This window comes from Delftia sp. SD018 (assembly GCF_017355445.1).
GTDB lineage: Bacteria > Pseudomonadota > Gammaproteobacteria > Burkholderiales > Burkholderiaceae_C > Comamonas > Comamonas acidovorans.
Window position 1 is genome coordinate 31,704 of sequence record NZ_JADDRN010000002.1, and the last position, 17,717, is coordinate 49,420.

A 17,717-nucleotide genomic window follows, 5' to 3' on the forward strand; every position below is an offset into this window, starting at 1 on the left:
ATGGATTCCCACAATGCGCTCTCTCCGGGCCCGGATCGGCAAGCCCTTGTTCACTTGCAGAAATTCGCAAGTGAACCTCGATATCACGCACTTCGAGAAATCAAAAGGCACGATCACAATGGGCCGGTTCCTTTATTTCTTTCCCGGCCCGAGGAGATCACCATGACCCTGGTTCCCACCGAACAAGGCGCTGCAGCCGCCACGCGCACCGATGCCGCCTGGCTTGACGCCCACTGGATGCCCTTCACCGGCAACCGCGAGTTCAAGGCGCGCCCGCGCATGATCACCAGCGCCCAGGGCGCCTACTACACCGATGCCGACGGCCGCAAGATCTTCGACGGCCTGTCGGGCCTGTGGTGCTCGGGCCTGGGCCATGGCCGCCGCGAGATCGCCGAAGCCATCGGCCGCGCGGCCCAGCAGCTGGACTATGCGCCGGCCTTCCAGTTCGGCCACCCGGCCTCGTTTGCGCTGGCCAACAAGATCAAGGAGCTGACGCCTGCAGGCCTGGACCATGTGTTCTTCACGGGCTCGGGCTCGGAGGCGGCCGACACGGCGCTGAAGATGGCGCGCGCCTACTGGCGCGCCAAGGGCCAGGGCGGCAAGACCCGGCTGATCGGGCGCGAGAAGGGCTACCACGGCGTGAACTTCGGCGGCATCTCCGTCGGCGGCATGGTGGGCAACCGCAAGACCTTCGGCCAGGGCGTGGAGGCCGACCACCTGCCGCACACGCAGCCAGCGCTGGGGTCCTTCCACAAAGGCATGCCCACCACCGATGGCCGCGCGCTGGCCGACCGGCTGCTGGACCTGATCGCCCTGCATGACGCCAGCAACATCGCGGCCGTCATCGTCGAGCCCTTCTCGGGCTCGGCCGGCGTGGTGATTCCGCCGGCCGGCTATCTGCAGCGCCTGCGCGAGATCTGCACGCAGAACAACATCCTGCTGATCTTCGACGAGGTCATCACGGGCTTTGGCCGCTGCGGCGCCATGACGGGTGCCGAGGCCTTCGGCGTCACGCCCGACATCATGAACATCGCCAAGCAGGTGACCAATGGCGCCCAGCCCCTGGGCGCCGTGGTGGCCAGCAAGGAGATCTACGACACCTTCATGGCAGCGGGCGGCCCCGAGTACATGCTGGAGTTCCCGCACGGCTACACCTACTCGGCCCACCCCATTGCCTGCGCAGCAGGCGTGGCCGCGCTGGACCTGCTGCAGCGCGAGGACGGCCCGGGCCGCGTGCGCGCGCTGGCCCCGTTCTTCGAGCAGGCCGTGCACAGCCTCAAGGGAGCAAAGCATGTGGCCGACATCCGCAACTTCGGCCTGGCTGCGGGCTTCACCATCGAGTCGCTGCCCGGCGAGCCGGCCCGCCGTCCCTACGAGATCGCCATGAAGTGCTGGGACAAGGGCTTTTACGTGCGCTACGGCGGCGACACCATCCAGATCGCGCCGCCCTTCATCAGCGAGAAGGCCGAGATCGAGCGGCTGGTCAGCGCCCTGGGCGATGCCCTGACGGAAACGAACTGAGCATCTCCGGCACATGAGAAAAGCCCCTGGGCCGTGAGGCCGCAGGGGCTTTTTACATGGCAATGGCAAGGCTGCGAAATCAGTCCAGCGTGATGCCCGCGTTCTTGATCACATCGCGCCACTTGTCCACTTCCACGCGCAGGAACTGGGCCGAGGCATCGGGCTTGAGGCCCGAGGGCAGCACGCCCATGGCGTCCAGCTTTTCCTTGACCTCGGGCGCGGGCAGGGCCTTGGCGATCTCGGCGTAGAGCCGGTCCACGATGGGCTTGGGCGTGCCTGCGGGCACGGCCGCGAGGAACCAGGCATCGGCCGTGAAGTCCTTGAGGCCGGCCTCGGACATGGTGGGCACGTCGGGCATGGACTGCAGGCGCTCGTTGTGGGCCACGGCCAGGGCACGCACCTTGCCGGCCTTGAGCTGCGCGGCAATCGTCACGGCCGTGAGAAAGCCGAAGTCGGTCTCACCGGCGGCCAGCGAGACCACGGAAGGCGCGCTGCCCTTGTAGGGCACGTGGCCGATCTTGACCTTGGCCTGCATGGCATACAGCTCGGCGCCCAGGTGGTTGGGGCCGCCCGTGCCCGACGAGGGGTAGTTGAGCTTGCCGGGCTGGGCCTGGGCCGCCGACGTCAGCTCCTTGAGCGAGTGGAACGGGCTTTGCGCGCCCACGGTGAGCACCAGCGGGCTGCGTGCCACCAGGCTGATGGGCGCGAAGTCGCGCAGCGGGTCATAGGGCAGCTTGGTGTACAGGCCCTTGGCCATGGCCATGCAGCCCACATCGCCCAGCACCACGGTGTAGCCGTCGGCCGGCGCCTTGGCCACCAGGTCGCAGCCGATGGTGCCGTTGGCACCGGGCTTGTTGTCCACCACCACCGTGGTGTGCATGCTCTCGCCCATCTTTTGCGCCAGCAGGCGACCCAGGATGTCGGTGGAGCCGCCAGGCGCAAAGGGCACGACCAGGCGAATGGTCTTGGACGGATAGCTGCCTGCGCCCTGGGCATGGGCGAGGGGCGCCGCCAGCGTGGCCGCCAGCGCCAGGCCGCCGGCCAGGGCGCGCCACAGGGCAGGGGTACGGGAAGATGCGAAAGGGGTTTGTCTCATGCTGTTGTCTCGTGAGGGGGTGGAATGCGTGAAGGCCGAGCGCGCGGCAGCATACCAGCAGCGGGCGGCGCGAAACGCGTGGCCTGGGCCGGCAATGACCGGCGCGGGACAGTTCAGGAGGCCGCGCGCTTGCGTGCTGCGGCGGGACGCGCCGACGGTGACTTGGCGGGCGCCTTCGGAGCCGCCTTTGCGGTGGTCTTCGCGACGGCTTTTGCGGCGGTCTTTGCGGCCGGCCTTGCCGTTGTTGTTGGCGCTGCTTTTGCTGCCGGTTTCGGTGCCTTTTTTGGTGCAGTCCTCGGCACTGCCATCGCAGGCTTTTCCACCGGCTGCACGGCGCGTTGCGGACGCGGGCTGCGCAGGCTGTCGGCATCCAGGATGAGCCGCCCCTGGATGCGCCCCTTCATGCGCTTGACGCTGCTGGCCGCATCCCGCATGTGCTGCTGCATCAGTGCATGCACCTTCACGGCATCCCGTTCGCGTGCGGCCTGCACGATGTCGCGGTGGATTCGGGCATTGGCCTCGCCAAAGCGCCGGTGCTCGGACTGGGGCGTGCGGTTGGCGAAGACGATGAGCTGGCGAATCATCTCGTTGATGAGCTCGCAGGTGAAGCGCAGGAAGGGGTTGGGATTGGCTGCTGCAAGGATGTCGTGGAAGTTCACGTCCTCGCGCCGCTGGCTCACCAGGTCCTCGCTGCTTTGCGTGGGGTCGCAGCAGGCGATGCTGTGCTCCAGCGCGTCGAAATCCGCCTCGGTCAGATGGGGCACGGCGCCTGCCGCCAGCTCCGGCTCCAGCATCTGGCGCACCGTGTAGATGTCGTCGATGGTCACCTCCTGGAAGAACAGGTAGTTCTGCATGAACTGCAGCGTGCGGTCCAGCGGCACCTCGACGACCGTGCCACCGCCCGAAGGGCCGGTGGAGATGGTGATCAGCCCCTGCACTTCCAGCGATTTGAGGGCCTCGCGGATCGTGCCCTTGCTGACCTGGAACTGTGCCTGCAGCTCGCTTTCGCGCGGCAGGCGGTCGCCGGGGCTGAGGTTCTTTTCGGTGATCAGGCGCTTGATCTCCTGGGCCACGAGATCCGGGCGCTTGAGCTGCCTGATTGCCAGGGAGGGCGACTTGGGTGTATCCATTGTTGTGTTCTCCGGAAGGGCACCGGATCGTGTCCGCGCCCAGTCTGCATGCGGGTTTGGTGCAGTATGCACCGCCATGGCGCGTGGCCGCGCCCGCCTAGGGTTAGCACGCGCCCTATTTCTTCTATTTATCACTATAAATATGAATCAAGGAGCCTGCACGCACCCATTTCGACTGGCATGCAACTTGCTCTGAAAAGCGTACCCGGGCCGCAGCGCCTTCAGTCCCCATCACGGAGATCCCATGCAACGTCGTCACCTCCTGCAACTCTCGGCACTGGGCGCATTGCCCGCATCGCTGGGCCTGGGCCGCAGCGTCTGGGCGCAGTCCAAGGACAGCATCCAGTTCGCCTGCCCCGTGCCCATGTCGGGCGCCTTCGCGGCCAACGGCAAGTACGCGGACCTGGGCATGAAGCTGGCCATAGAGCAATACGGCAAGGCGCTGGGCCGCCCGCTGGCCTACACCGTGCTGGACACCGAGGGCAAGCCCGCCACGGCCGTGCGCAAGCTGCAGGAGTCTTCGCAGCAGCAGGGCACGCGCTTCTTCGCAGGCGGCATCCTGTCGTCGGAGGCGCTGGCCATGGGCAAGGAGGCCGAGAAGACAGGCGGCATCTTCATCACCACCGCAGGCGCCGACGAGATCACGGGCAAGGACTGCAACAGCGCCACCTTCCGCTGGTCGGCACCCACATTCGGCGCCATCGAGCAGACCGTGCGCCCCCTGGTCGAATCCCTGCCCAAGGCCAAGCGCTGGTACACCATCACGCCGCAGTACGTGTTCGGCGACGGCCTGCTGACGGCGGCCAAGAACATCTTCAAGGAAAAGGGCATCGAGCATGTGGGCAACAGCTACCACTCGCTGACCGAAAAGGAGTTCAGCGGCTACCTGACCAATGCCGTGGCCGCCAAGCCCGACGTGCTGCTGCTGCTGAACTTCGGCGCCCAGTCCTCGGACACGCTGCGCCAGGCCATCAGCTTCGGCATGAACAAGAACATGACCATCCTGATCGCCTGGGCCTCGGGGCTGGAGCAGTTCGAATCGCTGGGCGCCGACCTGTGCGACGGCGTGTACTTCGGCGCCCAGTACTGGCACACGGTGGACACGCCGCTCAACCGCGATCTGGTGCAGCGCTGCAACGACAAGTTCAAGGCCAATCCCAACTACAGCCTGGCCGGCCACTACATCTGCACCAAGCTGATGATCGACGCCATCATCAAGGCCGGCACGGCCGACCCCAAGGCCGTGGTCGCCGCGCTGGAAGGCATGAAGTACCAGGGCCTGACGGGCGAGGAAGAAGTGCGCAAGGCCGACCACCAGGTGCTCAAGAGCTACTACCTGCTCAAGGGCAAGGCCAAGTCCAAGATGAAGAACAAGGACGACTACGTGGATGTGGTCAGCTCAGGCAAGTCCTTCCTGCCCATCGATCAGACCGGCTGCAAATTGGCTTGAAAGCCCCCTGAGCGGCTACGCCGCTTCCCCCTCTCGCGTCGCGGGGGGGACGGCACCCTCGCGGCGGGGCGGCCCTTGCTCGGTGCCCCTCGCCTGGGCCTCGCCAGTTTTATGGCGAACCGCGCATCAAGGCCGCCACGGCGCCTCCTTCGTCCATCGTTTCGGACCCTGTATGAGCATCTATCTGCTTCAGACCATCAACGGGATCGGCATAGGCATGCTGTATTTCCTGTTGGCCGTGGGCCTGTCCATCGTTTTCGGCCTGCTGCGTTTCGTGAATTTCGCGCACGGTGCCTTCTACCTGCTGGGCGCCTATTTCTGCTACCAGATGACGCGCTGGGGCATGAGCTTCTGGCTGTCCCTGGTCGTGGTGCCGCTGGCCGTTGGCGCGCTGGGCTGGCTGGTGGAAAAGCTCATGCTGCGCCATGTGTATGCCAAGGCGCATGAGTTCCACATCATCGTCACCGTGGGCCTGGCCCTGGTGGTGCAGGAGCTGGTGATCGTGCAATGGGGCCCGCTGGGCGACAGCGTGGCCGTGCCCGATCTGCTGCAGGGCGTGGTGATGTGGGGCAGCTTCGTCTATCCCAAGTACCGGCTGTTCGTGATCGGCTTCACCGCCGTGCTGGCCGTGCTGCTGTGGTGGCTGCTGGAGGGCACGCGGCTGGGCAGCGCGGTGCGCGCGGGCAGCGAATCGACCGAGATGGTGTCTCTGCTGGGCGTGAACGTGCTGCGCATCTTCAGCCTGGTGTTCGCGCTGGGCGCGGCCACGGCGGCGCTGGCCGGCGTGCTGGCTGCGCCCATACGCGGCGCCGAGCCCTTCATGGGCGTGGAGGCGCTGGGCGTGGCCTTCGTGATCGTGGTCGTGGGCGGGCTGGGCAGCTTCGGCGGCGCCCTGGTCGGCGGCCTGCTGATCGGCATCGTGCAAAGCGTGATGAGCACGCTGTGGCCCGAGGGCGCGCGCCTGATGATCTACGTGGCCATGGCCGCGGTGCTGCTGCTGCGACCCCATGGCCTTCTGGGCCGCAAAGGATGAAGACCATGACCAGGCATTCCCATCTCCTTCTCGCGCTGGCCATCGTGGTCGCCATGCCGCTGTGCATGCAGTCGGGCTCGCTGGCCAGCGAGGTGCTGATCTTCGGCCTCGCGGCCATGGGCTGCAATCTGCTGCTGGGCTACACGGGGCTGCTGTCCTTCGGGCAGGGCATCTTCTTCGGCCTGGGCAGCTACACCATCGCCCTGCTGCTGACGCGCTGGCCCCTGCCCATGCCGCTGGCCCTGCTGGCCGCCACGGCCATGGGGGCCGTGGGCGCGGCCATCGTCGGCTGGGTGGCCATACGCCAGCGTGGCACCTACTTCGTGATGCTGACCCTGGCCTTTGCGCAGATGTTCTATTTTCTGGCCTACTCGGCCACGGACATCACCGGCGGCGACAACGGCCTGCTCGATGTGCCCCGCCCCGCCCTCGCGGTGGCCGGCCAGACGCTGTGGCCGCTGGCCACGCCCTGGCAGTACTACGGCTTTGTGGCCGTGCTCTTTCTGGTGGTGTTCTGGCTGCTGCGCCGCGTCTGCGACTCCATGTTCGGCCGCACCCTGCTGGCCGTGCGCGACAACGAGGAGCGCGCCGCCGCCGTGGGCTACGACCTGAGGCTGTTGAAGTTGCAGGCCTTCGTGATCTCGGGCGCGGTCACGGGCCTGGCCGGCGCGCTGCACGCCATGATGACGGGCATCGCCCCGCTGTCCAACGCCGAGTACCACACCAGCGAAATGATCCTGGTGATGACCGTGATCGGTGGCACGGGCAACCTGCTGGCCTCGGTGCTGGGCGCGGCCTTCTATGTGCTGCTGGGCGACTGGCTGTCCACCCTGTGGCCACGCTGGCTGCTGCTGCTGGGCGTGGTGCTGATGATCGTGAGCCTGGGCCTGCAGCGCGGCCTGTGGGGCCTGGGCGAGAGCCTGTGGGCCCTGGTGCGCCGCAAAGGGCCGGCAGATGCCGAGGCGGCCGCTGCAGAAACCAAAGGAGGCCAGGCATGAGCGCCGCAGCATCTCCCATCCTGCTCGAGGCCGTGGGCGTCGAGAAACGCTATGACAAGTTCGTCGCCCTGGGCGGCGTGGACCTCAAGGTCCGCGCCCACACCGTGCACTCGGTGATCGGCCCCAACGGCGCGGGCAAGACCACGCTGTTCCACATGCTCACGGGCACCAAGAGCGTGAGCGGCGGGCGCATCGTCTTCGACGGCCACGACGTGACGCGCGAGCCCGACCACCGCCGCGTGCGCCGTGGCATGGCACGGTCCTTTCAGGTCACCAGCCTGTTCCTGACCCTGCCCGTGCGCGAGAACCTGCGCCTGGCCGCGCAGGGCGTGGCCCCCGCCAGGGCCCTGGACTGCTGGAACGCGCCCGTGGGTGCTCGCGCCCTGGCCGATACCGTGGCCAGCGTGCTGTCGCGCCTGGGCCTGGAGCGCCATGCGGACACGCCGGCCGGCAACCTCTCGCACGGCCAGCAGCGGCGGCTGGAGGTGGGCATGGCCCTGGCCGCACGGCCCAAGGCCATCTTCCTGGACGAGCCGACCTCGGGCATGGGCATCGACGACCTGGACGAGATGAAGCGCCTGATCCAGGGCCTCAGGGACGAGCACACCGTGGTCCTCATCGAGCACAACATGAACATCGTCATGGACATCTCCGACACCATCACCGTCATGCAGCAAGGCCGCGTGCTGGCCGAAGGACTGCCCCACGAGATCCGCGCCGACGAGCGCGTGCGCAGCGCCTATCTGGGCAACATGATCACGGGAGGAAAGGCATGAGCGGTCCCCTGCTTTCGGTCGAGGGCATACACGCCCACTACGGCAAGAGCCATGTGCTGCAGGGCGTGTCGCTGCAGGTGCAGGACGGCGAGCTGGTCACGCTGCTGGGCCGCAACGGCGCGGGCAAGACCACCACGCTCAAGTCCATCGCGGGGGTGATGCAGCCCTCGCAGGGGCAGATCCGCTTCGGCGGCGAGCCCGTGCACCGGCTGGCAACGCACCAGGTGGCCCAGCGCGGCATCTGCCTGGTGCCAGAGCACCGCGGCATCTTCAAACTGCTCACGGTGGAGGAGAACCTGCTGCTGGGCCAGCGCAAACGCTCCCCCTGGCAGCTGGCCGACATCTACCGCATCTTCCCGCGCCTCAAGGAGCGGCGCGGCAACGGCGGCGGCCAGCTGTCGGGCGGCGAGCAGCAGATGCTGGCCATAGGCCGCGCCCTGATGAACGCGCCGCGCCTGCTCATGCTGGACGAGCCCGTCGAGGGCCTGGCGCCCGTGATCGTGGAGGAGATCGTGGCCCAGCTCAAGACCATCAAGGCCGCTGGCGTGGCGATCTTGCTGGTGGAGCAGAACCTGGAGGTCTGCACCCAGCTGGCCGACCGCCACTACATCATCGAACAGGGTGCGATTGCGCACGAGGCAGGCAATGCCGATTTCCTGGCCGATGACGCCATCAAGGACCGGTATCTCGGTGTAGGGATCGCCTGATCCACCGCCTTTCGCATTCCCAGGAGTCATTCATGGATCTCAGTACCCCTCTTGCAGCCACCGCCGTTGCGGCCGGGCTGCGCACCGACGGCGCCCGCCTGTGGCAATCGCTGATGGACCTGGCGCGCATAGGCGCCACACCCAAGGGCGGCGTGTGCCGCCTGGCGCTGACGGACCTGGACCGCCAGGGGCGCGATCTCTTCGTGCAGTGGGCGCGCGAGGCCGGCTGCAGCATCCGCGTCGATGCCATCGGCAACATCTTCGCGCGGCGCGCGGGCCTGGACGATGCGCTGCCGCCCGTGATGACGGGCAGCCACATCGACACCCAGCCCACGGGCGGCAAGTTCGACGGCAACTACGGCGTGCTGGCCGGGCTGGAGGTGCTGCGCACGCTCAACGATGGCGGCGTGCGCACGCGCGCCCCGGTGGAGGTGGCCGTGTGGACCAATGAGGAAGGCTCGCGCTTCGTGCCGGTGATGATGGGCTCGGGCGTGTTCGTCAATGCCTTCACGCTGGAGCATGCGCTGGCCCAGCGCGATGCCCAGGGCGTGAGCGTGGACGAGGCGCTGCGCGCCATCGGCTATGCCGGGCCGGCCGGCCCGGCGCCTGCGGTGGGCGCGTATTTCGAAGCCCATATCGAGCAGGGCCCGGTGCTGGAAAACCATGAACGCGTGATCGGCGTGGTCAGCGCCGCGCTGGGCCAGCGCTGGTACGACGTCAGCGTGCAGGGCATGGAGGCCCATGCCGGCCCCACGCCCATGGAGCTGCGCCACGACGCACTGCTGGCCGCCAGCTGCATCGTGGCCGAGGTCAACCGCATCGCCGTGGACCGCCTGCCGCATGCGCGCGGCACCGTGGGATCGCTGGAGGTATTTCCCAACTCGCGCAACGTGATCCCGGGCGGGGTCAAGCTCAGCGTGGACCTGCGCGCGCCGGACGACGGCCAGTTGCTGGACATGGACGCCGCACTGCGCGCGGCCTGCGAGCACATTGCCGCCGCGCGTGGCGTGACCATTGGCGTGGAGCAGGTCGTCTACTTCCCGCCCCAGCCCTTCACGCCGCACCTGGTGGAGGCCGTGCGCGCCAATGCCGCCGACCTGGGCTACAGCGCCATGGACGTGGTCAGCGGCGCGGGCCACGATGCCGTCTACCTGGCACGCGTGGCGCCAGCGGCCATGATCTTCGTGCCCTGCGCCGACGGCATCAGCCACAACGAGATCGAGGATGCCGAGCCCGCCCACCTGGAGGCCGGCTGCAACGTGCTGCTGCGCGCCATGCTGGCGGCCGCGGGCGTGGTGCAGGCAGCGGACGGCGGGGTGCCGGCATGAAGATCCTGATCGCCCGGCTCAACCACGAGACCAATACCTTCTCGCCCGTGCCCACGCCCATCGAGGCGTTTGCGCCCACCTATGGAGAGGCCGCCTATTCGGCCAACAAGGGCATGCGCACGGCCATGGCCGCCTTCATCGACCTGGCCGAGGCGGCGGGCGCCACCCTGGTCACGCCCGTGTCGGCCACCTCCAATCCCAGCGGCCCCGTGCATGCAGCCGCCTATGACGAACTCACGCGCCGCATCGTGGCGGCCGCGCCGGGCTGCGATGCCATCTTGCTGGACCTGCACGGCGCCATGGTGGCCGAGAACAGTGCCGATGGCGAAGGCGACCTGCTCGAACGCGTGCGCGCCGCCGCGCCCGGCGTGCCCGTTGGCGTGGCGCTGGACCTGCACGGCAACATCACCGAAAAAATGGTGGGCAATGCCGATGTGATGGTCGGCTTCAAGACCTATCCGCACATCGACATGTACGAGACCGGCGAGCACGCGGGCCGGCTGCTGCTGGACATGCTGGCCGGCCGCGCGCGCTACGCCGTGTGCTGGCACCGCCTGCCCCTGATGAGCCACACGCTGCGCAGCACCACGCTGGACGGCCCCATGCTGGACGCCGTGAACGCCGCGCGCGCCCTGGAAGCGGAGGGCCTGCCGGCGGTCTCGGTGTTCGGCGGCTTCTCGCTGGCCGACATCGCCGCGCCCTGCGTGAGCGTGGTCGCCACCTGCAGAACCGACGAGCGCGCGGCCACCCAGGCGAGCGTGGACGCGCTGGCCGCCCGGATCTGGCAGCGCCGCGCCGACTACGTCTACCGCAGCGAGCCGCTGGCCGATTCGCTGCGCCGCGCCCAGGCCCTGGCCGAAGGCGCCGACCGCCCCGTGCTGCTGCTCGACCATGGCGACAACTGCATGTCCGGCGGCACCTGCGACACCATGGACGTGCTGCAGACCGCACTGGAGCTGGGCCTGTCAGGCATTGCCGTGGGCCCGCTGTGCGACCCCGAAGCGGTTGCCTCGCTCACGGCGGCGGGCGAAGGCGCCGAGGTGGAGATCGCGCTGGGCAACAAGGTATCGCTGGAGCGCATCGGCCTGCACAAGCAGCCGCTGCGGCTGCGCGGCACGGTGCGTGCCGTCAGCGACGGCACCTACACGGTCAGCGGCCCCATCTACACGGGCCAGCGCTGCCACATGGGCCGCACGGTCTGCCTGGACACGGGCGCCGCGCAGATCGTGATCACCGAGCAGACGCACGAGCCCTGGGACCTGGGCGTTTTCCACTGCGTGGGCATGGACCCGACGCGCTTTCGCTTCGTGCTGCTCAAGTCGCGCATGTACTGCCGGCCCGTCTTCGTGCCGCTGTCGGCCGGCCTGGTCGAGTGCGACAGCCCGGGCGTGACCACCTCGGACTATTCGCGCTTTCCGTTCGCCCGGGTCAGCCGCCCGGTGTTTCCGCTGGACGCCATCTGATGGATGCCATGTGATTAGCCCGGCTTTGCGGCGGCGCGCAAGCAAAGACCGCCGCCGCCGCGGGGCATTGGGCAACCAGGCATCACAACAGTTTCACAGCAGGGCCCGGCTATTGCCTGTCGGCCTACAATCGGTTCCCCCCTACCTCGGCCGACGGCACGCGGGCTGATCCGCGCGTGCGTTGGCCATGCCTTCGCTGGAGACGCTTGATGTCCGACAACACGGCCCCGACCCCTTCCGATAAACGTGCCCAGCTGCGCCGTGCCGCACTCGAATACCACGAGTTTCCCAAGCCCGGCAAGTTGACCATCGTGCCGACCAAGCCCATGGCCAACCAGCATGACCTGGCCCTGGCCTACTCGCCCGGCGTGGCAGCGCCCTGCGAAGAGATCGTCAAGGACCCGGCCGCCGCCTTCAAGTACACGGCGCGCGGCAACCTGGTGGCCGTGATCTCCAACGGCACCGCCGTGCTGGGCCTGGGCGACATCGGCGCCCTGGCCTCCAAGCCGGTGATGGAAGGCAAGGCCGTCCTGTTCAAGAAGTTCGCGGGCGTGGACGTCTTCGACATCGAGATCAACGAGAAGGACCCGCAAAAGCTGGTCGATGTGATCGCCGCGCTGGAGCCCACCTTCGGTGCCATCAACCTTGAAGACATCAAGGCACCCGAGTGCTTCTTCGTGGAGCGCGAGCTGCGCCGCCGCCTGAAGATCCCGGTCTTCCACGATGACCAGCACGGCACGGCCATCACCGTGGCAGCGGCCATGGTCAACGCGCTCAAGGTGGCCGGCAAGAAGATCGAGGAGGTCCGGCTCGTCGCCTCGGGCGCGGGCGCCGCTGCCCTGGCCTGCCTGAACCTGCTGCTCAAGGTCGGCCTGCGCCGCGAGAACGTGTTCGTCACCGACCTGGCCGGCGTGGTCTACGAGGGCCGCACCGAGCTGATGGACGAGGACAAGGCCCAGTTCGCGCGCGCCACCGAGCTGCGCACGCTGGGCCAGGTCATTGAAGGCGCCGACGTCTTCCTGGGCCTGTCGGCTGGCGGCGTGCTCAAGCAGGACATGGTGGTCAAGATGGCCGCGCGTCCGGTGATCTTCGCGCTGGCCAACCCCAACCCCGAAATCATCCCCGAAGACGTGAAGGCCGTGCGCAGCGACGCCATCATCGCCACGGGCCGCTCGGACTACCCCAACCAGGTCAACAACGTCCTGTGCTTCCCGTACATCTTCCGCGGTGCCCTGGACTGCGGCGCGACCACCATCACCACCGAGATGGAAATCGCCACCGTCCACGCCATCGCCGAGCTGGCCCAGGCCGAGCAAAGCGAGGAAGTGGCGGCCGCCTACGTGGGCGAGCAACTGACTTTCGGCCCTGAGTACCTGATCCCCAAGCCCTTCGATCCGCGCCTGATGATGAAGATCGCATCGGCCGTGGCCCAGGCTGCCGCCGAGTGCGGCGTGGCCCAGCGCCCGATCCAGGACATGGATGCCTACCGCGCCCACCTGCAGACCTTCGTCTACGCCTCGGGCACCATGATGAAGCCGCTGTTCGCCGCGGCCAAGAAGGCCGCCAAGAAGCGCGTGGCCTACGCCGAGGGAGAGGAAGAGCGCATCCTGCGCGCCACGCAGATCGTGGTGGACGAGCGCATTGCGCGCCCCACGCTGATCGGCCGCCCGGCCATCATTGCCCAGCGCATCGAGAAATTCGGCCTGCGCCTGAAGGAAGGCACGGACTACGACGTGGTCAACGTCGAGCACGACGAGCGCTACCGCGACTTCTGGCAGACCTACCACCGCATGACCGAGCGCAAGGGCATCACCGTGCCCATCGCCCGGATCGAGATGCGCCGCCGCCTGACCCTGATCGGCTCCATGCTGCTGCACAAGGGCGAAGTCGATGGCCTGATCACCGGCACCTGGGGCCAGACATCGCACCACCTGCAGTATGTGGACCAGGTGATCGGCCGCCGCGCCGGCGTGCAGACCTATGCCTGCATGAACGGCCTGCTGCTGCCCGACCGCCAGGTCTTCCTGGTGGACACCCACGTCAACTACGACCCCACGGCCGAGCAGCTGGCCGAGATCACCATCATGGCCGCCGAGGAAATGATGCGTTTCGGCGTCAAGCCCAAGGCCGCCCTGCTGTCGCACTCCAACTACGGCTCCAGCAACCAGCCCAGCGCCGTCAAGATGCGCCAGACCCTGGAGCTGCTGCGCGAGCAGGCCCCGTGGCTGGAAGTGGACGGCGAGATGCACGGCGACGTGGCCCTGGACGGCAAGGCCCGCGCCCAGCTCATGCCCAACAGCACGCTGCTGGGCAACGCCAACCTGCTGGTCATGCCCAACATCGACGCGGCCAACATCAGCTACAACCTGCTCAAGCAGGCCGCTGGCGGCGGCATTGCCATCGGCCCCGTGCTGCTGGGCGCCGCCCGTCCCGTGCACATCCTCACGCCGAGCACGACGGTGCGCCGCATCGTCAACATGACGGCGCTGACGGTGGCGGACGCTAACGCTAACCGTTGAGGCTCCCCCTGAGCCGCTTCGCGGCTTCCCCCTCTCTACCCGCTTCGCGGGGGAGGGGGACGGCGCCCTCGCCGCGAGGCGGCTCTCGCTCGGCGCCCCTGGTTTTTTGGCCGCGCGCGCTTTTTTTGACAACGGGCGGCATCTGCATCGAATAGAAGGCAACTCAGGCGCAGAGTTGCCTGCCCACTGTTCAATCCCCAGACATTTCCTTGGTCAAGCTGCCTGTTTTTTGGGCAGAACTTGCATTTTGAGGGGTGTTCCGTCACACTAGCGGGTCGAGATTTCAGGGCTTCCCTGGATTTCTGAAAGGTGTAGTTGATGCTGAAGGCAGCCGCCGCCAAGGCGTACCAGTCCGGTCTAGCGCTCATCGTCGGGGCCGCCTTTGTGCTGTCGCCCTCGCTCGCTGATGCGCGCCGCTCGGCGCCCGAGAGCGTGGAGACGACGGCGGCCGTGGCCACCGTCCCCCTGTCCGAGTTGCCGCGCGAAGGCCGTTCCACGTATACGCTGATCCTGCGCGGCGGGCCTTTTGCCCACGACAAGGACGGCACGGTGTTCGGCAACCGCGAGCGCATCCTGCCGCGCCAGTCGCGCGGCTATTACCGTGAGTACACGGTGCGCACGCCCGGTTCGCGTGACCGTGGAGCCCGCCGCATCGTCTGCGGCGGAGAGCCCCAGCAGCCCGATGCCTGCTACTACACCAGCGACCACTACAGCAGCTTTCGCAAGATCATCGAATGACCTCGACCCAGTCTCTACAGCCAGTTCGACCCTCCGTGTCCGACGCAGTGCGCTGGCAGGGGTCTGCATTTCATCCACAGCCCAGGGATGCCGAAGGCCATGAGCCCGTCCCCGCAGGCCACATCCACGTTAGAGAAAGAGCCACGGAGATGGATGCACCACTTCGTAAGATCCCCGACACCCCTTTGCGGAACGTGCGCGCCAACATCGTGCAGTCCATCCGCGCCTACAGGGTGGAGGATCTGCAACAGGCGGCCGAGACGCTGGGGTGCCATTTTCTGTATGCCAACCTGGCCCATGCGCAGACCAAGGCCGATATCCTGGAACTGCTGGCCACGCAGTTCTTCTTCCCTGCGCATTTCGGCAAGAACTTCGACGCGCTCTACGACTGCCTGACCGACCCCATCCACAAGGCCGGCCCGCAGCCGGGCTTTGTGCTCGTGCTCGACCAGATCCCGACCACGCCCAAGTTCGACAAGGAAGTGCGCGAGCAGCTGCTGGACAGCTTCCGCGACGCGGCCGAGTACTGGGCCGAGCGCAAGATTCCGTTCCGCTGCTTCTACTCGTTCCTGTAAGCACAGGACATTGATTGCCCAGAGCCGACAGCGCCCAATCGGGCGCTGTGGGCTCTGTCGGCGCTGCAGTCGCTGAGTGCCTGTGCCTAGGCCCGCGTGAACCGGGCGGCGAGTGCCTCGTATTCGGACACCGGCACTTCCTCGGCGCGGCGCTGCAGGTCGAATTCCCCGTCAAAGCCCTTGGCTTCCAGCCAGCGCCCCAGCGTGTTGCGCAGGATCTTGCGCCGCTGGCTGAAGGCCACCTGCACCATCTCCTCCAGCAGCTTCGCGTCCAGTGCCGCCGGCGACTCGCGCGGGACCATGCGCACGACGGCGCTGTCCACCTTGGGCGGCGGATTGAAGCTCTCGGGCGGCACATACAGCACGCTCTCCATCGCATAGCGCCACTGCAGCATGACCGTCAGCCGCCCATAGGCGGCCGTGGAGGGCGACGCCACCATGCGGTCGATGACCTCCTTTTGCAGCATGAAGTGCTGGTCCTCGACCACGTCCACCTGCTCGAGCAGGTGAAAGAGGATGGGGCTGGAGATGTTGTAGGGCAGGTTGCCCGCAATGCGCAGCTTGGGCACGCCCAGGCGCGCGGCAATGGCACGGAAGTCCACCTTGAGCACGTCGGACTCGACCACGTCGAGCTGCTCGTGCAGGCGCAGGCGCACGGCCAGGTCGCGGTCCAGCTCGATCACGGTGAGCCGGCCCAGGCGTTCGACCAGGGGCTGGGTCAGGGCCATCAGGCCCGGCCCGATCTCGACCATGGACTGGCCCGGCCGGGGGTCGATGGCGCTCACGATGCCGTCGATGATGCCGTCATCGGTCAGGAAGTTCTGGCCGAAGCGTTTGCGAGGAATGTGTTTCATAGAAAAAGCAAGGCGGTGCGCCATGGCACCGCCTTCCATTGTGGACTGCCGCAGCCGCAGCTGCTCGGGGGGTGTCTTATTGCGGAGGCTCGCGGTACTCGACGTAGGCGCGGCCACGCAGCTCCTGGAGCCAGGTCTGGTAGTCGGTTTCGAGCTTGCGCTCGCGCACCACGTTGCGCACCATGTCGCGCTGCTCGCGCGGCGTCAGCGCAGCCTGGCGGCGCTCGATGAGCTGGATCAGGTGCACACCGAAGCGCGAGACCAGCGGGTCGCTGACCTGGCCGGGCTGCAGCGCATTGAGCACCTGCTCGAACTCGGGCACGAACTGGCCGGGCGAGGCCCAGCCCAGGTCGCCGCCGTTGCGCGCGCTGCCGTCCTGCGAGAACTCGCGGGCCAGCGATTCGAAGCTGGCCTGGCCGCTGTCCACGCGGCGCTTGTAGTCGGCCAGGCGCTTGGCGGCATCGGCCTCGGTCATCTGGTCGCCAATGCGCAGCAGGATGTGGCGCGCATGGTTTTGCGTGACCACGGACGGCATGCCGGCCTGCGACTTCTCCAGCACCTTGAGCACGTGAAAGCCCGCGCCCGAACGGAAGGGGCCGACGATGCCGCCCTGCGCCGTCTGGCCCACGGCCTTGGTGAACAGCTCGGGATAGCGGTCCAGCGGGCGCATGCCCATGGCGCCGCCGCCCTGGCCGTCGGGCACATCGGAGAACTCCTTGACCACGGCCAGGAAGTCGCCTTGCGTGCGGGCGGCCTCGGCGGCCTGCTTGGCGCGGGCCTCGCGCTCGGCCACTTCGGCGGGGCTGGCGTTCTCGGGCACGGAAATCAGGATGTGGCCCAGGTTCACGGCGGCCGGTGCCTTGTCGGCACCGCCGCTGCGCTGCTCAGCCAGGTAGCGATCGATGTCGGCATCGGTGACGCGCACGCGGCCGTCCACATCGCGCTCGCGCAGACGTTGCAGCGTGATCTGGCGGCGCAGCTCTTCGCGGAACTGCTTTTCGTTCACGCCTTCGGCCCGCAGGCGGGACTGCAGGCCAGCCTTGTCCAGGCCGTTTTGCCGCGCCACATTGGTCAGCGCCTGGTCCACGGCGTAGTCATCCACGCGCAGGCCCGTGTCCTTGGCTTCCTGCAGCTGGGCCTTTTCGACGATCAGGCGCTCGAGCACCTCGCGGGCCAGCAGCGCCTCGGGAGGCATCTGGCCGCCCTGCTCGGCGATGTTCTGCGCCACGCGCGCCATGCGGGCACGCACTTCGTTGTTGGTCACCGGCTCGGAGTTGACCACGGCGACGATGTAATCGGCCGAGCGCACGCCTGCCTTGGCGCCGCGATCGCGCGACGAGGGCAGGTTGGTGGCGTCCAGCGCACGCGAGACGGAGGCATCGCCGGCCTGGGGCGCCCTGGACTGGCCCGGAACACGCAGGCCTTGCGCCTGGGCTGTGGTGGCCAGCAAGGCCAGCGCCACAGCGGCAGCTGCGCAGCAATGGGTCTGGGAAAGAAAACGCATGGGAGAGATGCCTTGCAAAAAGCGT

General features: G+C 67.6%; 15 protein-coding genes. 11 read left to right on the forward strand and 4 right to left on the reverse strand.

Translation table 11 applies throughout. The features are described 5' to 3' along the window. Positions 1–162: 162 nt before the first annotated feature. Complete coding sequence (locus INR38_RS03185) at positions 163–1,521, forward strand: aspartate aminotransferase family protein (RefSeq protein ID WP_013804783.1); 1,359 nt, start codon at positions 163–165, stop codon at positions 1,519–1,521. A 79-nt stretch (positions 1,522–1,600) separates the two neighbouring features. Here the strand turns inward: INR38_RS03185 and INR38_RS03190 are convergent, their stop codons facing one another. Together INR38_RS03190 and INR38_RS03195 are read right to left on the reverse strand one after the other, a co-directional pair. After that, positions 1,601–2,617 carry a tripartite tricarboxylate transporter substrate binding protein gene (locus tag INR38_RS03190; RefSeq protein ID WP_207442559.1) on the reverse strand — a complete coding sequence of 339 codons (1,017 nt, stop codon included), beginning with the start codon at positions 2,615–2,617 and terminating at the stop codon, positions 1,601–1,603. Positions 2,618–2,730: 113 nt separating this feature from the next. Next, positions 2,731–3,747, reverse strand: coding sequence for a FadR/GntR family transcriptional regulator (locus INR38_RS03195; protein WP_071953989.1), 1,017 nt, complete (start codon positions 3,745–3,747; stop codon positions 2,731–2,733). Between the two features lie 244 nt (positions 3,748–3,991). Here INR38_RS03195 and INR38_RS03200 point away from each other — a divergent pair, with 244 nt between their 5' ends. The 10 genes from INR38_RS03200 to INR38_RS03245 all read left to right on the forward strand — a co-directional run bounded on the left by INR38_RS03200 (position 3,992) and on the right by INR38_RS03245 (position 15,334). Continuing rightward, entirely contained in the window at positions 3,992–5,197 is a 1,206-nt protein-coding gene (locus tag INR38_RS03200; protein ID WP_063328574.1) for an ABC transporter substrate-binding protein, read from the forward strand. A gap of 172 nt (positions 5,198–5,369) precedes the next feature. Continuing rightward, positions 5,370–6,230, forward strand: a complete 861-nt coding sequence (locus tag INR38_RS03205; RefSeq protein WP_012207821.1) for a branched-chain amino acid ABC transporter permease — start codon at positions 5,370–5,372, stop codon at positions 6,228–6,230. A 5-nt stretch (positions 6,231–6,235) separates the two neighbouring features. Then, on the forward strand, positions 6,236–7,228 hold the full coding sequence (locus INR38_RS03210; RefSeq protein WP_170962116.1) for a branched-chain amino acid ABC transporter permease: 993 nt from the start codon (positions 6,236–6,238) through the stop codon (positions 7,226–7,228). Then, a complete protein-coding gene (locus tag INR38_RS03215; protein ID WP_012207823.1) occupies positions 7,225–8,004 on the forward strand; it encodes an ABC transporter ATP-binding protein in 780 nt (259 codons plus the stop codon). The genes INR38_RS03210 and INR38_RS03215 overlap by 4 nt, the downstream gene beginning before the upstream one ends. Continuing rightward, positions 8,001–8,711 carry an ABC transporter ATP-binding protein gene (locus INR38_RS03220; protein ID WP_207442560.1) on the forward strand — a complete coding sequence of 237 codons (711 nt, stop codon included), beginning with the start codon at positions 8,001–8,003 and terminating at the stop codon, positions 8,709–8,711. Before INR38_RS03215 ends, INR38_RS03220 begins: the two co-directional genes overlap by 4 nt. 32 nt (positions 8,712–8,743) lie before the next feature. Further along, positions 8,744–10,039: a Zn-dependent hydrolase gene (locus INR38_RS03225; RefSeq protein ID WP_207442561.1), complete on the forward strand. Its 1,296-nt coding sequence runs from the start codon at positions 8,744–8,746 to the stop codon at positions 10,037–10,039. Then, the gene (locus INR38_RS03230) at positions 10,036–11,502 is read left to right on the forward strand and encodes a M81 family metallopeptidase (protein ID WP_207442562.1); all 1,467 of its coding nucleotides are present in this window, start codon (positions 10,036–10,038) and stop codon (positions 11,500–11,502) included. Before INR38_RS03225 ends, INR38_RS03230 begins: the two co-directional genes overlap by 4 nt. A gap of 209 nt (positions 11,503–11,711) precedes the next feature. Beyond that, complete coding sequence (locus INR38_RS03235) at positions 11,712–14,021, forward strand: NADP-dependent malic enzyme (protein ID WP_012207827.1); 2,310 nt, start codon at positions 11,712–11,714, stop codon at positions 14,019–14,021. Between the two features lie 318 nt (positions 14,022–14,339). Next, entirely contained in the window at positions 14,340–14,759 is a 420-nt protein-coding gene (locus tag INR38_RS03240; RefSeq protein WP_192368507.1) for a ribonuclease, read from the forward strand. A 149-nt stretch (positions 14,760–14,908) separates the two neighbouring features. Continuing rightward, positions 14,909–15,334, forward strand: coding sequence for a barstar family protein (locus INR38_RS03245; protein ID WP_013804792.1), 426 nt, complete (start codon positions 14,909–14,911; stop codon positions 15,332–15,334). Between the two features lie 86 nt (positions 15,335–15,420). Here INR38_RS03245 and rsmA read toward each other — a convergent pair whose 3' ends face one another. Continuing rightward, positions 15,421–16,188: a 16S rRNA (adenine(1518)-N(6)/adenine(1519)-N(6))-dimethyltransferase RsmA gene (gene rsmA / locus INR38_RS03250; RefSeq protein WP_043783066.1), complete on the reverse strand. Its 768-nt coding sequence runs from the start codon at positions 16,186–16,188 to the stop codon at positions 15,421–15,423. A 76-nt stretch (positions 16,189–16,264) separates the two neighbouring features. Further along, positions 16,265–17,692: a peptidylprolyl isomerase gene (locus INR38_RS03255; RefSeq protein WP_013804794.1), complete on the reverse strand. Its 1,428-nt coding sequence runs from the start codon at positions 17,690–17,692 to the stop codon at positions 16,265–16,267. Positions 17,693–17,717 lie beyond the last annotated feature (25 nt).

Excerpts from the sequence above, each read along its gene's own strand:
- INR38_RS03185 (WP_013804783.1), top strand. The coding sequence starts at position 163 with ATGACCCTGGTTCCCACCGAACAAGGCGCTGCAGCCGCCACGCGCACC.
- INR38_RS03190 (WP_207442559.1), bottom strand. The coding sequence starts at position 2,617 with ATGAGACAAACCCCTTTCGCATCTTCCCGTACCCCTGCCCTGTGGCGC.
- INR38_RS03195 (WP_071953989.1), bottom strand. The coding sequence starts at position 3,747 with ATGGATACACCCAAGTCGCCCTCCCTGGCAATCAGGCAGCTCAAGCGC.
- INR38_RS03200 (WP_063328574.1), top strand. The coding sequence starts at position 3,992 with ATGCAACGTCGTCACCTCCTGCAACTCTCGGCACTGGGCGCATTGCCC.
- INR38_RS03205 (WP_012207821.1), top strand. The coding sequence starts at position 5,370 with ATGAGCATCTATCTGCTTCAGACCATCAACGGGATCGGCATAGGCATG.
- INR38_RS03210 (WP_170962116.1), top strand. The coding sequence starts at position 6,236 with ATGACCAGGCATTCCCATCTCCTTCTCGCGCTGGCCATCGTGGTCGCC.
- INR38_RS03215 (WP_012207823.1), top strand. The coding sequence starts at position 7,225 with ATGAGCGCCGCAGCATCTCCCATCCTGCTCGAGGCCGTGGGCGTCGAG.
- INR38_RS03220 (WP_207442560.1), top strand. The coding sequence starts at position 8,001 with ATGAGCGGTCCCCTGCTTTCGGTCGAGGGCATACACGCCCACTACGGC.
- INR38_RS03225 (WP_207442561.1), top strand. The coding sequence starts at position 8,744 with ATGGATCTCAGTACCCCTCTTGCAGCCACCGCCGTTGCGGCCGGGCTG.
- INR38_RS03230 (WP_207442562.1), top strand. The coding sequence starts at position 10,036 with ATGAAGATCCTGATCGCCCGGCTCAACCACGAGACCAATACCTTCTCG.
- INR38_RS03235 (WP_012207827.1), top strand. The coding sequence starts at position 11,712 with ATGTCCGACAACACGGCCCCGACCCCTTCCGATAAACGTGCCCAGCTG.
- INR38_RS03240 (WP_192368507.1), top strand. The coding sequence starts at position 14,340 with ATGCTGAAGGCAGCCGCCGCCAAGGCGTACCAGTCCGGTCTAGCGCTC.
- INR38_RS03245 (WP_013804792.1), top strand. The coding sequence starts at position 14,909 with ATGGATGCACCACTTCGTAAGATCCCCGACACCCCTTTGCGGAACGTG.
- rsmA (WP_043783066.1), bottom strand. The coding sequence starts at position 16,188 with ATGAAACACATTCCTCGCAAACGCTTCGGCCAGAACTTCCTGACCGAT.
- INR38_RS03255 (WP_013804794.1), bottom strand. The coding sequence starts at position 17,692 with ATGCGTTTTCTTTCCCAGACCCATTGCTGCGCAGCTGCCGCTGTGGCG.